The organism is Kitasatospora sp. NPDC057738 (genome assembly GCF_042798815.1).
GTDB lineage: Bacteria > Actinomycetota > Actinomycetes > Streptomycetales > Streptomycetaceae > Kitasatospora > Kitasatospora lactacystinica.
Genome location: NZ_JBHVJT010000069.1, coordinates 41876 through 53873, shown reverse-complemented (window position 1 = coordinate 53873; position 11998 = coordinate 41876). Strand labels below are relative to the sequence as shown.

Here is an 11998-nt window from a genome sequence, read left to right as displayed (position 1 = left end):
CCGCCCACCGGCCCCGCCGCGACGGCCACCCGTACGACACCCACGTCCTGCCCTGCCGTCCCAGCGCCCCGACGCTGCGCCCGGTCGACCTGGACACCCTTCCCGACCTCACCGCCGAATCCGGCCGCGGCCTCTTCCTCATCCACGCGCTCACCGACCACGTCCAGCTGCGCAACCATCCGCTGCGCGGGGCGATCGTCAGCTTCGACAAGATCCTGAAGTGGCAGGACGGGGCGCTGCTGCGCGCGGCGTCGTAGGACAAGTGGCGGCCGGCGGCCGGCGGCCGGAAACGACGAGGGGCGCGGGCTGTGGGCCCGCGCCCCTCGGGGTCGACCGGGGAGGGGTCAGCTCCGGGTGGCCGACCTGCGGCGGCGCAGGGCGACCAGGGTGCCGGCGCCGACGGCCAGGACGGCCGCGCCGCCGAGGGCGATCGGCAGGGTGCTGGAGCTGGAGCCGGTCTCGGCCAGGTGCGGGCCGCCGGAGGGCGAGGGGGAGGCGGTGGCGGCCGGGGCCTTGGTGGCCGGGGCGGTGGTGGCCGTCGTGGCACCGGTCTCGCCCACGTTGAACTCGCCCAGGTAGTCGTCGAGGAACTGGGTGCACGCCTGCGGCTTGTTGTTGGCCGGAGTCGGGACCTTGTCGTTGTCGAAGGCGTCCGAGCCGGCTTCGTAGTTCGCGCCGTAGTGACCGACCGGGGCCTTGGCGGTGGCGGCGATCCGGACCTTGTAGGTGATCTTCTCGCCCTTGGCCAGCTTGAAATCGGGCGCCAGGAGGGCCCGGTCGTCGAGCTTGGCGGGCTTCCAGCCGGACCCGGTGTCCAGCTGGACGTCGAAGAACTCGGTGCTCCACTGGACCGGACGGTCCCCGAACTCATCGGTCACGTAGAGGGAGTTGTGGACGACGGGGAGGTCGACGCCGCTCTTGTTCTCCCAGGTCATGGTCATCTCGGCGGCCTGGCCGCCCTTGACCAGGGTGGTGCCGTACAGGCCGGTGCCGGTGACCTTGAGCAGGTTGCTCTGGTAGACGCCCCCGTGGCAGCGGTTGTCGACGGTCGGCGTCGGCACCGGCCGGGTCGGCAGGTTCGTCGGCTTGGCGGTGGCCGTCGGGGCCGGGCTGCCGGGGGTGGTGGCGCCGGCGCTCGGCGGGGTGGAGGCCGACGGCGTGGCCGTGGCGCCGGCGCTCGGAGAGGCGGTGATGCCCACGGCACCGGCGGTGGCGGCGCCGGCGGTGGCGCCGAGCGAGAGTGCCACCAGCGTGGACGCGGCCAGGAGTCGGGAATTGCGCATGGTGGAGGTCCCCCATTTTTGGATGAAATTTGGCTGAAATCAGGCGAATTGAGGCCATGGTCGAGCCGTTGGCACTGGTCGCGACCGCGCACCCTACCGTGCTGCCGTGGCCGGATTTCGACCAGGGGACGTTCTGCCGTTCTCCGGTTGCCGGGCGCGCGCGGCGGTCGGACGATGGGGGGCATGATGCACCAGATGCGAGCCGAGTACGGGGCCGGCGGCGAGGCCGGCGGGGTGCGGCTGTGGCACGTGGTCCGGGGTGAGGAGAGCGTGGCGATGTGCGGCCGCGAGCTCGATCCGCAGGCGCGGGTGCGGTCGGCGGTGGACTGGGGGAAGACCCCGGAGCTGTGCTGCCACACCTGTGGGGCGTACTTCCTGCGCGAGGCGCCGTACCTGGCGGCCGAGCACCCGTAGACGGCGCTACCGTGCTCGGCATGGAGGAACCCCTCGTCCGGCCGCGGCCGTTGACCGACGAGGCCGCCGGGCTGCGCGCCGGTGTGCCGGAACTTTCCGAGTACGTCGACCGGTTGTGCGCGCTGGTCGAGCGGGTGGACCCGCTGATCCACGCGTTCGTGCCGGAGCCCGGCCGGCACGAGCGGCTGCGGGCGCAGGCACGGGAGCTGGCCGCGCGGTACCCGGAGCCGGACGGGCGGCCGCCGCTGTACGGGGTGGCGGTGGGCGTCAAGGACATCGTGCGCGTGGACGGGCTGCCCACGCACGGCGGTTCGGCGCTGCCGCCCGGGGTGCTGGCCGGACCGCAGGCCGTGGTGGTGGACCGGCTGCGGGCGGCGGGGGCGCTGGTCGCGGGCAAGACGGTGACCGCCGAGTTCGCCGCGAGCGCCCCGGGTCCGACCCGCAATCCGCACCGCCCGGGGCACACCCCGGGCGGTTCCAGCAGCGGTTCGGCGGCGGCGGTCGCGGCCGGGCTGGTGCCGCTGGCGATCGGCACCCAGACGGTCGGCTCGGTGATCCGCCCGGCCGCGTACTGCGGGGTGGTGGGCTTCCGGCCGACGTACGGGCGGATCCCGATCGCGGGGGTGATCCCGAACGCGCCGAGTCTCGACACCCTGGGGACCTTCACCGCCGACCTGGCGGGCGCCGCCCTGGTGGCCCCGCTGCTCTGCGACGACTGGCGGCCGGAGCGCGGCGAGGCGCCCGGACCCGTGCTCGGGGTGCCGGACGGCACGTACCTGGAGTACGCCGAACCGGCCGCGCTGCGGGCCTTCGAGGAACAGCTGGCGCGGCTGGCGCGGGCCGGGTTCACGGTGCGCCGGGTCGAGCTGTTCCCCGACTTCGCCGGGATCACCCGGCGGCTGCAGACGGTCAACCGCTTCGAGCTGGCCCGCGGCCACGCCGACTGGTTCGCCCGCTTCGGCGGGCTCTACCGGCCGGAGACGGTGGCGGGCATCCGGGCCGGCCGGGCCGTCGCGGCCGAGGACCGGGAGGCCGCCCTGCGGTTCCGGGAGCGGCTGGTCGAACGGGTGGCCGCGGCGGGTGCGGCGGCCGGGGTGGACCTGTGGCTGGCGCCCTCGGCGACCGGCGGGGCGCCGGAGGGCCTGCACAGCACCGGGGACGCGGTGATGTCCCTGCCGTGGAGCTTCCTCGGGCGGCCCGCGCTGAGCCTGCCGGCCGGGCGGACCGCGGAGGGGCTGCCGCTGGGGCTCCAGGTGGTCGGCGCGGCGGGCGGCGACGAGCGGCTGCTGGCCCAGGCGGCCTTCATCGAAGGGGTGTTGGCGGGGCGTTAGGCGAGCGCCGGGTCGGCCGGGTCGGTGGCCCCGGCGCGCAGCAGGCGCAGCAGCAGGCGGCCGGCCCGCTCGTACGGGGCGTCCTCGTCGTGCAGCACGGCCTGGGAGTTGGCCGTCTCCAGGACCGCGATCAGGGCGAAGGCGAGGTCCCCGAGGTCGGTGTCGGGGCGCAGGCCACCGGTGGTCCGGGCGGCGTCGAGGGCCTCGCCGACGGTGTCGGACCACTCCCGGGCGCAGCCGGCCAGGGCGTCCCGGACGGGGCCGGGGCGGGCGTCGAACTCGGCGGTGACCTCGTAGAAGAAGCAGCCGCCGGGGAAGACCCGGGCGCGGGAGTAGGCGAGCCAGCTCTCGCAGAGGGCGCGGGCCCGGGCGAGGCCGGGCGGGACGTCGGCGACCGGGGCGACGACGGCGTCGGCGAAGATCCGGCGGGCGGCCCGGACGGTGGCCAGCTGCAGTTCCTCCTTGGAGCCGAAGCCGGCGAAGACGCCGCTCTTGCTGAGCCCGAGGTCGGTGGCGAGGCGGCCGATGGAGAGCGCGTCCAGGCCCTCGACGGAGGCGATGGAGACGGCGCGGCGCAGCACCGCCCGGCGGGTCTCCTCGCCGCGCAGGACCCGTCCGTCGGTGGTCGGTCCGGCCATCGTCCGCCCCTGTTCTGCTCGTCGTGCGTGCCGCCCAGGGTAGTGCGTGGACCTCGGGGGCCTCGGAAAGCCGCTGAAAACTGCACGAACGGTCGTGCTAATATCTCGCCGCGAGCGAGGCGTGACAAGGAGCGCGGAGAGCAGGGAGATCCGATGGACCCGGTTCAGGCACTGATCCGTACGACCCTCAACCCCACGGCCCGGATCGCTCCCGGCCTGGCCGGGCGGGCCGCCTTCGAACTGTTCATGCACCCGGTGCGGCGCAGCCGGGTGCGCGACTCGGAGCGGGAGGTGCACGGGCGGGCGGTCACCGAGCGGCTCGCCGTGGGCGGCAAACCGGTGGTCGGCTACCGCTGGGGGAGCGGCGAGCGGCCGGTCCTGCTGCTGCACGGCTGGCGCTCCCGGGCCTCCCGGTTCGCCCCGTACGTGCCCCGGTTGCGGGCGCTCGGGCTGAGCGCCGTCGCCTTCGACGCGCCGGGCCACGGCGACTCCGGCGGCCGGACCACCAGCGTGCTGGAGTACCGCGAGCTCGCGCTGCGACTCCAGGAGCGGTACGGGCCGTTCGAGGCGGTGGTGGCGCACTCGCTCGGCGTCTGCGCGGCCTTCGGGGCGCTGGCCGACGGCCTGCGGGCCGGTCGGCTGGCGGCCGTCTCCGGGGTGTCCCGGGTCGGCTTCTTCCCGGCCGCGTTCTGTGCCGGGCTCGGGCTGAACGCCGAGGTCGAGCGGGCGCTGCGGGAGCGGATCGAGCGGGAGCTGTTCGGCGGGGACGCCGGGGGCTGGGAACGCTACGACGCGGCGCGCCGGGTCGAGGCGGTCGCCGGGCCGGTGCTGGTGGTGCACGACGAGGGCGACGGCATCGTCCCGCCGAGCGAGGCGCAGCGGCTGCGCGGGGCGTACGGGGAGCGGCTGGACCTGGTGGTCACTCAGGGGCTCGGCCACCGCAGGATCATCGCGGAGCCGACCGTCGTTGATCAGGTGATCGGATTCATCTCTGCCGGCCGGGAGGTCGCTGTCGTATGAGGATCGTCGAACTGCACGCACAGGCCATGGAGTTGGCCGTCCAGGTGGTGGACGGCCTGCGGCCGGACCAGCTCGACCTGCCCACCCCCTGCGCCGGGTGGACGCTGCGCAAGCTGCTGGAGCACTGCGTCGGCCAGCACCAGGGCTTCGCCGCGGCCGCCCGCGGTGCCGGGCCCGACCTCGCGCTGTTCGCGGACGCCCCGCTCGGCGCGGACCCGGCGGGCACCTTCCGCCGCACCGGCACCGACCTCGTCGAGGCCTTCCGGGCGGCGGCAGCCGAGGACCGGCCGCTCTGGCTGCCCGAGATCCGCGACGGCGGCCCGTTCCCGTTCACCCAGGCGGTGGGCTTCCACCTGCTGGACACCCTGGTGCACGGCTGGGACGTCGCCGCCGCGCTCGGCACCGCGGACGGGCTGGTCGCGGCGGTGGACGGCGACGACGCGCTGGCCGCCGCGCTGCTGACGGTGACCGAGGCGGTCCCGAACACCGAGGAACACCGGGCGCCCGGCCGGGCCTTCGGCCCGGGGCTCGAACCCGGCGGCGGCGACGGGCGGTTCGCCCGCGCCCTGGTGCTGCTCGGCCGCGATCCGGCCTGGAAGCCGTAGCGGCTCGGGGCGCGGGGCTGCAGGGCCTCCGGGCCTCCGGGCCTCCGGGCCTCCCAGGGTTTCCGGGACGCAGGGGATCCCGGAAACCCTAGGAGGCCCGGGTGGCGCCGGTGCCCCGGGTCTCGGGGCCGCGCGGCTCGTCGGGGAAGCGCGGCCCGCCGATCAGGAAGAGCAGGGCGGCGGTTGGGAAGCCGAGCGAGGCGGCCAGCAACACGATGAACTGCCAGAACATCTTCCGCTCCTCGTCAGTCGCGGGCGGCCCGGACACCCGAAGGTGATCCCAAACCCGGCCCGCTCCGATTGGCCGAATCGTCCGGTCACTGTCCGATGGTATGGCCGAATCACCCCGGCTGCCACCGGGCGTCGCGCCCCGGCCCGCGCCACACCGGCGCACGGGTCTGGGCGCGGGCCACGCGCGGCGGCCACACTGTCGGGATGCAGCTACAGCTCGCAGGGGAAGCACGGCGGCCCGACCGCGAGAGCGAGGACTTCGTGGCGGCCTCGCCGGAGGCGCTGGTCCTGCTGGACGGCGCGAGCTCGCCGGCGGGTCTGGAGTCCGGGTGCCGGCACGGGACGGCCTGGTACGTGCGCCGGCTGGGCGTGCACCTGCTCGCCCGGCTCACCGACCGGGCGGACCGTTCGATCGCCGAGTGCCTGGCCGACGCCATCGTGGAGACGGCCGCGCTGCACGGCGGCCGCTGCGACCTCGCCCACCCCAACACCCCCGCCGCGATGGTCGTCGCGGCCCGGCGGCACGGCGAGGCGCTGGAGTACCTGGTGCTCGGCGACTCCCTGCTGGTGCTGGAGTTGAAGGACGGTCCGCCGAAGGTGATCGGGGACAACCAGCGCTTCCCCGGCGGGGAGGAGCTGCGCCACCAGGTCTGGGAGACCGTCCCCGGCTCGGCCGAGCGGGCCGCGCTGCACCTGGAGTACGCGATGGCCGTACGCGCCGCCCGCAACCGGGGCGCCGGCCCGTGGATCGCCGCCGCGAGCCCCCGGGCGGCCGAGCACGCCGAGACCGGCTTCGTCCGGCTGGACCGGCTGCACGCGCTGGCGGCCCTCACCGACGGTGCCTCGCGCTACACCGAGCGCTTCGGGCTGGGCAGTTGGGGCGACGTGCTGCGGCTGCTCGCCGAGTCGGGGCCGGGCGAGCTGATCGCCCAGGTCCGGGCGGTGGAGCGGGCGGACGCCGGCTGCGAGCGCTGGCCGCGCGGCAAGACGCACGACGACGCCTCGGCCCTCTACGCGCTGCTGTAGCGGAGCCGGCACCCGGACCGCGGGCGCGGGGCCGGGGTCGGGTTCGGGCGGCGCAGAGACGACAGAACGGCGGAACGACGGAACGACGGAACGACGGAACGGCCGCAGGCGACACCTGCGACCGTTCCGCCGTTCCGCCGTTCCGGCTCCGGGGTCCTCAGTGGCCGTCGGCGGGGATGGTGCCGAGCCGGCCGGCCTGGAAGTCCTCCATGGCCTGCTGGAGTTCGCGGTGGCTGTTCATCACGAACGGGCCGTAGTGGGCGACGGGCTCGCGGATCGGGAGGCCGCCGAGGAGGACGACCTCGAAGTTGTTGTCGCGGGAGTCCTGCTTCTCGTCGGCGCGCAGGGTGATGGAGTCGCCGTCGCCGAAGACGACGGCCTGGCCCCGGTGGAAGGGGCGGTGCTCGGTGCCGGCCGAGCCGTTGCCGGCGAGGCCGTAGGCGAGGGCGTTGAAGTCGGCGCGCCAGGGCAGGGTGATCTGGGCGCCGGGGCTGATCGAGGCGTGGATCATGGTGATCGGGGTGAAGGTGGTGCCCGGGCCCTGGTGGCCGTCCAGCTCACCGGCGATGACGCGCAGGAGCGCGCCGCCGTCCTCGGTGCTGAGCAGCTTGACGCTGCCGCCGCGGATGTCCTGGTACTTCGGGGTGATCATCTTGTCCGAGGCGGGCAGGTTGACCCAGAGCTGGAGACCGTGGAAGAGGCCGCCGGACTTCACCAGCGACTCCGGCGGGCTCTCGATGTGCAGCAGGCCGGAGCCGGCGGTCATCCACTGGGTGTCGCCGTCGGTGATGGTGCCGCCACCGCCGTGCGAGTCCCGGTGGATGAACGTTCCGTCAATGATGTACGTGACGGTCTCGAAGCCGCGGTGCGGGTGCCAGGGGGTTCCCTTCGGCTCGCCGGCCGCATAATCCACCTCGCCCATCTGGTCCATCATGATGAACGGGTCGAGGTACTTCTGGTTGATCTTGGCGAAGGCGCGGCGGACGGGGAAGCCCTCGCCTTCGAAGCCCTCGGGGGCGGTCGCCACGGTGAGGACCGGCCGTGCGCTCGTGACGGCGGGGTCCGGCGTGGCGACGCGCGGGAGGGTCAGCGGGTTGTCGACGGTCACGGCGGGCATGTCGGCCTCCTTCGGGGGGTGTCTGGCCTACGTGCACGAGGTTAGTTCAATTCTCAACAACAAGCAAGTTGAAAATTGAACTATGTAGTGACGGAGGAGCGGGGGCTCCTCTTCCAGGATGGGTCAGCCGTACATCCGGCGCATCGTGAAGTCGACCATCTGCTCGACGGCCTTGGCGTCGAACACCATCCGGTGCTCGCCCTCCATGTCCAGCGCGAAGCCGTAGCCGGTCGGCAGCAGGTCCAGGACCTCGGCGCCGGTCACGGTGAAGTGCTTGGACTCCTTGCCCGCGTAGCGGCGCAGCTCCTTCAGCGAGCTGAACATCGGGATCACCGGCGTCGGGGTGTTGTGCAGCGCCAGGAAGCCGGGGCGGTCGCCGCGGGGGCAGTGCACCTTCGAGGTGATGAAGATCGCCTGGAAGTCCTCGACCGCCATCGAGCCGGTGGTGAAGGCCCGCACGGCGTCCGCGAGTGAGGGCGGCGAGGGTTCGGGGTACAGGGACTGCTGGGGGGGCTGCGACTGCCCGCCGTAGGCGTCGGGTCCGGGCATGCCGTTCATGCCCTGCTGCGGTCCCGCCTGCTGCTGGTAGGGGTCGCCCGGGTATGTGTTCTGGTCATATCCGTACACACGGACAGGCTAGCGGGAGCGCACCCTCTTGTGCTGGCATCGATCCTGACAAGGAGTGGTCGCCCCGACTGTGGGACGTGACCACGTTCATAGCGGATTCACCGGCGGGGGCTTGCCCAAGTTACCGCTGGGTAGCATCATGATGCCTACTGGTGGGTACGGGACGCCGGAACGCGGCGGTCTCCCGGAAGCGACGAACCGGAGATAACGGCCATGGGTCACTACAAGTCCAACCTGCGGGACGTGGAGTTCAACCTCTTCGAGGTGTTCGGCCGCGAGCAGGTGTACGGCACCGGACCGTTCGCGGACATGGACGTCGAGACCGCGAAGAACATCCTCAGCGAGATCGCACGCCTCGCCGAGAACGACCTCGCGGCGTCCTTCGCCGACACCGACCGCAACCCGCCGGTGTTCGACCCGGAGACCAACACCGCGCCGGTCCCGGCCACCTTCAAGAAGAGCTACCAGACCTTCATGGACGCCGAGTGGTGGCGTCTGGGCATCCCGGAGTCGATCGGTGGCCAGGTCACCCCGAACTCGCTGATCTGGGCCTTCGCCGAGCAGATCCTGGGCTCCAACCCGGCCATCTGGATGTACTCCTCCGGCCCGGCCTTCGCCGGCGTCATCGCCGAGGAGGGCACCGAGGAGCAGCTCGAGGTCGCCAAGCGGATGACCGACCGCCTGTGGGGCTCCACCATGGTCCTCACCGAGCCCGACGCGGGCTCCGACGTGGGCGCCGGCCGCACCAAGGCGATCCAGCAGGAGGACGGCTCCTGGCACATCGAGGGCGTGAAGCGCTTCATCACCTCGGGCGAGCACGACATGTCCGAGAACATCATCCACATGGTGCTGGCCCGCCCCGAGGGCGGCAAGCCGGGCACCAAGGGCCTGGGCCTGTTCATCGTCCCCAAGTTCGACTTCGACTGGGAGACCGGCGAGCTGGGCGAGCGCAACGGCGTCTACGCCACCAACGTCGAGCACAAGATGGGCCTCAAGGCCTCGAACACCTGCGAGATGACCTTCGGTGCCAAGCACCCGGCCAAGGGCTGGCTGCTCGGCGAGAAGGTCGACGGCATCCGCCAGATGTTCAAGATCATCGAGTTCGCCCGCATGATGGTCGGCACGAAGGCCATCGCCACCCTCTCCACCGGCTACCTGAACGCCCTGGAGTACGCCAAGGAGCGCGTGCAGGGCGCCGACATATCGCAGTTCCTGGACAAGACCGCCCCGCGCGTCACCATCACCCACCACCCGGACGTGCGCCGCTCGCTGCTGACCCAGAAGGCCTACGCCGAGGGCATGCGCGCGCTGGTCCTGTTCACCGCGTCCACCCAGGACGACATGATGGCCGCCAAGCTGCGCGGCGAGAGCGACGAGGCCGCCGAGCGCCTCAACGACCTGCTGCTGCCGATCGTCAAGGGCTACGGCTCGGAGAAGTCCTACGAGCAGCTCGCCCAGTCGCTCCAGACCTTCGGCGGCTCCGGGTACCTCCAGGAGTACCCGATCGAGCAGTACATCCGGGACGCCAAGATCGACACCCTGTACGAGGGCACCACGGCGATCCAGGGCCAGGACTTCTTCTTCCGCAAGATCGTCAAGGACGGCGGCCAGGCGCTCACCGCGCTGAACGAGCAGATCCAGAAGTTCATCGGCTCCGCCGAGGGCGGCGACGCCCTGGCCGCCGAGCGCGACCTGCTCGCCAAGGCCGCGGGCGACCTGGAGGCCATCGTCGGCAAGCTGATCGCCGACCTGACCTCGGTCGAGCAGGACGTCAAGAACATGTACAAGGTGGGCCTCAACACCACCCGCCTGCTGATGGTCTCCGGCGACGTCGTGGTCGGCTGGCTGCTGCTGCGCCAGGCCGCGGTGGCCCTGGCCAAGCTGGAGGCCGGCGCCTCGGAGAAGGACGTCCCCTTCTACCAGGGCAAGGTCGCGGCGGCCCGCTTCTTCGCCAAGAACGTCCTGCCGACCGTCGCCCCGCAGCGACTGATCGCCGAGGGCATCGACAACGAGATCATGGAGCTGGCGGAGGAGGCCTTCTAGGCCACCCGTCCCGGGGCCACCCGCCACCGCCCTTCCCGGGGCGCGCCGGGCGGGCCGCCTCCCGGCATTCGAACCGCCTGACACACCCTCGCACCGAAGGGCCCGGCTGCCACCGGGCCCTTCGGTGTGTCCGCGGCCGCGGTCCGGAGGACGGAAACCACCGGCCGCGCGGGCCGGTTCGCGGTTGAGGCGTTCCGAATGCCGTGTCCGTGTACGGGCATATGCTCAGGTGCGAAGTCGACTCCCCATCCGGCTTCGGCCCTCACTCGACCCAGGAGCAGTATGTCGACCGCCGCCCGCCAGGCATTTTTCGACCGGACGCACAGCGACGACCTGATCGCGTTCCTCGGCACCTCGCCCTCGCCGTACCACGCGGTGGCGAGCGCCGCGGAGCGGCTGGAGAAGGCGGGCTTCCGGCAGGTCGCCGAGACGGACGCGTGGGACGACGCGGCCGGCGGGCGCTACCTGATCCGCGGGGGCGCGCTGATCGCCTGGTACCTGCCGCAGGGGGCGGGCCCCGAGACCCCGTTCCGGATCGTCGGCACCCACACCGACTCGCCCAACCTGCGGGTCAAGCCCGTCCCGGACACCGGTTCCGAGGGCTGGCGGCAGGTCGCGGTGGAGATCTACGGCGGCGTCCCGCTGAACACCTGGCTGGACCGCGACCTCGGCCTCTCCGGCCGGCTCGCGCTCAAGGACGGCACCGTCCGGCTGGTCCAGCTGGACGAGCCGCTGCTGCGCGTCCCGCAGCTCGCCATCCACCTGGACCGCCAGGTCAACGAGGGCATGAAGCTCGACAAGCAGCGCCACCTCACCCCGATCTGGGGCCTCGGCCCGGTCGACGAGGGCGCGCTGATCTCCTACGTCGCCGGGCGGGCCGGTCTGGCCGCCGCCGACGTGGTCGGCTGGGACCTCATGACCCACGACGTCCAGCCCGCCTCCTACCTGGGCCGCGACCGCGAGCTGCTGGCCGCCCCGCGCCTGGACAACCTGCTCTCGGTGCACGCGGCCACCGCCGCGCTCGCCGCCGTCGCCACCGCCGACGGCGCCGCCGACCTGCCGTACATCCCGGTGCTGGCCGCCTTCGACCACGAGGAGACCGGCAGCGAGTCCGACACCGGCGCGCAGAGCCCCCTGCTCGGCAACGTCATGGACCGGACGATCCACGCGCGCGGCGGCACCACCGAGGACCGGGCCCGGGCGCTCGCCGGCACCGTCTGCCTCTCCTCGGACATGGGCCACGCCGTCCACCCGAACTACAGCGAGCGGCACGAGCCGGGCCACCACCCGATGCCGAACGGCGGGCCGATCCTCAAGGTCAACGTCAACAACCGCTACGCGACCGACGGCGTCGGCCGGGCGGTGTTCGCCGCCGCCTGCGAGAAGGCCGGCGTGCCGTGGCAGAGCTTCGTCTCCAACAACGCCATGCCCTGCGGGACGACGATCGGCCCGATCACGGCGGCGCGACTGGGCATCAGGACGGTGGACTGCGGCATCGCGGCGCTCTCCATGCACTCGGCGCGCGAGCTGTGCGGGGCGGAGGACCCGTACCTGCTGGCGAGCGCGCTCAAGGCCTTCCTGGAGGGCTGAGAACGGCGGCGAGCGGGGCCCGGCGGTCGTCCGCCGGGCCCCTTCGCGTCGTTCCGCGCCGTTCCGCGAAGCC

Annotated in this window: 12 protein-coding genes and 1 pseudogene; 8 read left to right on the top strand and 5 right to left on the bottom strand. The window is 73.0% G+C overall.

The window, feature by feature from the left end:
- Positions 1–257, top strand: a pseudogene (locus ACFVGO_RS30640) (hypothetical protein); the annotation flags it as partial.
- 87 nt (positions 258–344) lie between these two features.
- Here the strand turns inward: ACFVGO_RS30640 and ACFVGO_RS30635 are convergent.
- On the bottom strand, positions 345–1283 hold the full coding sequence (locus ACFVGO_RS30635) for an LAETG motif-containing sortase-dependent surface protein (RefSeq protein ID WP_380635251.1): 939 nt from the start codon (positions 1281–1283) through the stop codon (positions 345–347).
- Positions 1284–1466: 183 nt separating this feature from the next.
- Between ACFVGO_RS30635 and ACFVGO_RS30630 the strand changes: the two genes are divergently transcribed.
- Together ACFVGO_RS30630 and ACFVGO_RS30625 are read left to right on the top strand one after the other, a co-directional pair.
- A complete protein-coding gene (locus tag ACFVGO_RS30630; protein ID WP_359898022.1) occupies positions 1467–1697 on the top strand; it encodes a hypothetical protein in 231 nt (76 codons plus the stop codon).
- A 20-nt stretch (positions 1698–1717) separates the two neighbouring features.
- Entirely contained in the window at positions 1718–3028 is a 1311-nt protein-coding gene (locus tag ACFVGO_RS30625) for an amidase (RefSeq protein ID WP_359898020.1), read from the top strand.
- On the opposite strand, the gene ACFVGO_RS30620 is transcribed toward ACFVGO_RS30625, so the two are convergent.
- Positions 3025–3666, bottom strand: a complete 642-nt coding sequence (locus tag ACFVGO_RS30620; RefSeq protein WP_380635248.1) for a TetR/AcrR family transcriptional regulator — start codon at positions 3664–3666, stop codon at positions 3025–3027. The genes ACFVGO_RS30625 and ACFVGO_RS30620 overlap by 4 nt on opposite strands.
- A 153-nt stretch (positions 3667–3819) precedes the next feature.
- Here ACFVGO_RS30620 and ACFVGO_RS30615 point away from each other — a divergent pair, with 153 nt between their 5' ends.
- Together ACFVGO_RS30615 and ACFVGO_RS30610 are read left to right on the top strand one after the other, a co-directional pair.
- Positions 3820–4686 carry an alpha/beta hydrolase gene (locus ACFVGO_RS30615; RefSeq protein WP_359898017.1) on the top strand — a complete coding sequence of 289 codons (867 nt, stop codon included), beginning with the start codon at positions 3820–3822 and terminating at the stop codon, positions 4684–4686.
- Positions 4683–5291 (top strand): TIGR03086 family metal-binding protein, encoded by a 609-nt coding sequence (locus ACFVGO_RS30610; protein WP_380635245.1) that lies wholly within the window; start codon positions 4683–4685, stop codon positions 5289–5291. Before ACFVGO_RS30615 ends, ACFVGO_RS30610 begins: the two co-directional genes overlap by 4 nt.
- An 88-nt stretch (positions 5292–5379) precedes the next feature.
- On the opposite strand, the gene ACFVGO_RS30605 is transcribed toward ACFVGO_RS30610, so the two are convergent.
- Positions 5380–5523: a hypothetical protein gene (locus ACFVGO_RS30605; RefSeq protein ID WP_380635243.1), complete on the bottom strand. Its 144-nt coding sequence runs from the start codon at positions 5521–5523 to the stop codon at positions 5380–5382.
- Between the two features lie 203 nt (positions 5524–5726).
- Between ACFVGO_RS30605 and ACFVGO_RS30600 the strand changes: the two genes are divergently transcribed.
- The gene (locus ACFVGO_RS30600; protein WP_359898011.1) at positions 5727–6548 is read left to right on the top strand and encodes an integrase; all 822 of its coding nucleotides are present in this window, start codon (positions 5727–5729) and stop codon (positions 6546–6548) included.
- Positions 6549–6705: 157 nt separating this feature from the next.
- Here ACFVGO_RS30600 and ACFVGO_RS30595 read toward each other — a convergent pair whose 3' ends face one another.
- Positions 6706–7665: a pirin family protein gene (locus ACFVGO_RS30595; RefSeq protein WP_359898009.1), complete on the bottom strand. Its 960-nt coding sequence runs from the start codon at positions 7663–7665 to the stop codon at positions 6706–6708.
- Between the two features lie 123 nt (positions 7666–7788).
- On the bottom strand, positions 7789–8292 hold the full coding sequence (locus ACFVGO_RS30590; protein WP_380635241.1) for an SseB family protein: 504 nt from the start codon (positions 8290–8292) through the stop codon (positions 7789–7791).
- Positions 8293–8505: 213 nt separating this feature from the next.
- Here ACFVGO_RS30590 and ACFVGO_RS30585 point away from each other — a divergent pair, with 213 nt between their 5' ends.
- Both ACFVGO_RS30585 and ACFVGO_RS30580 read left to right on the top strand, forming a co-directional pair.
- Positions 8506–10335 carry an acyl-CoA dehydrogenase gene (locus tag ACFVGO_RS30585; protein WP_359898008.1) on the top strand — a complete coding sequence of 610 codons (1830 nt, stop codon included), beginning with the start codon at positions 8506–8508 and terminating at the stop codon, positions 10333–10335.
- 282 nt (positions 10336–10617) lie between these two features.
- Entirely contained in the window at positions 10618–11925 is a 1308-nt protein-coding gene (locus ACFVGO_RS30580) for a M18 family aminopeptidase (RefSeq protein ID WP_380351644.1), read from the top strand.
- Positions 11926–11998: the final 73 nt, after the last annotated feature.

What these genes read in the sequence shown, in the direction of transcription:
- ACFVGO_RS30630 (WP_359898022.1), top strand. Translation starts at nt 1,467, where the DNA reads ATGATGCACCAGATGCGAGCCGAGTACGGGGCCGGCGGCGAGGCCGGC.
- ACFVGO_RS30610 (WP_380635245.1), top strand. Translation starts at nt 4,683, where the DNA reads ATGAGGATCGTCGAACTGCACGCACAGGCCATGGAGTTGGCCGTCCAG.
- ACFVGO_RS30635 (WP_380635251.1), bottom strand. Translation starts at nt 1,283, where the DNA reads ATGCGCAATTCCCGACTCCTGGCCGCGTCCACGCTGGTGGCACTCTCG.
- ACFVGO_RS30595 (WP_359898009.1), bottom strand. Translation starts at nt 7,665, where the DNA reads ATGCCCGCCGTGACCGTCGACAACCCGCTGACCCTCCCGCGCGTCGCC.
- ACFVGO_RS30620 (WP_380635248.1), bottom strand. Translation starts at nt 3,666, where the DNA reads ATGGCCGGACCGACCACCGACGGACGGGTCCTGCGCGGCGAGGAGACC.
- ACFVGO_RS30615 (WP_359898017.1), top strand. Translation starts at nt 3,820, where the DNA reads ATGGACCCGGTTCAGGCACTGATCCGTACGACCCTCAACCCCACGGCC.
- ACFVGO_RS30585 (WP_359898008.1), top strand. Translation starts at nt 8,506, where the DNA reads ATGGGTCACTACAAGTCCAACCTGCGGGACGTGGAGTTCAACCTCTTC.
- ACFVGO_RS30625 (WP_359898020.1), top strand. Translation starts at nt 1,718, where the DNA reads ATGGAGGAACCCCTCGTCCGGCCGCGGCCGTTGACCGACGAGGCCGCC.
- ACFVGO_RS30605 (WP_380635243.1), bottom strand. Translation starts at nt 5,523, where the DNA reads ATGTTCTGGCAGTTCATCGTGTTGCTGGCCGCCTCGCTCGGCTTCCCA.
- ACFVGO_RS30600 (WP_359898011.1), top strand. Translation starts at nt 5,727, where the DNA reads ATGCAGCTACAGCTCGCAGGGGAAGCACGGCGGCCCGACCGCGAGAGC.
- ACFVGO_RS30580 (WP_380351644.1), top strand. Translation starts at nt 10,618, where the DNA reads ATGTCGACCGCCGCCCGCCAGGCATTTTTCGACCGGACGCACAGCGAC.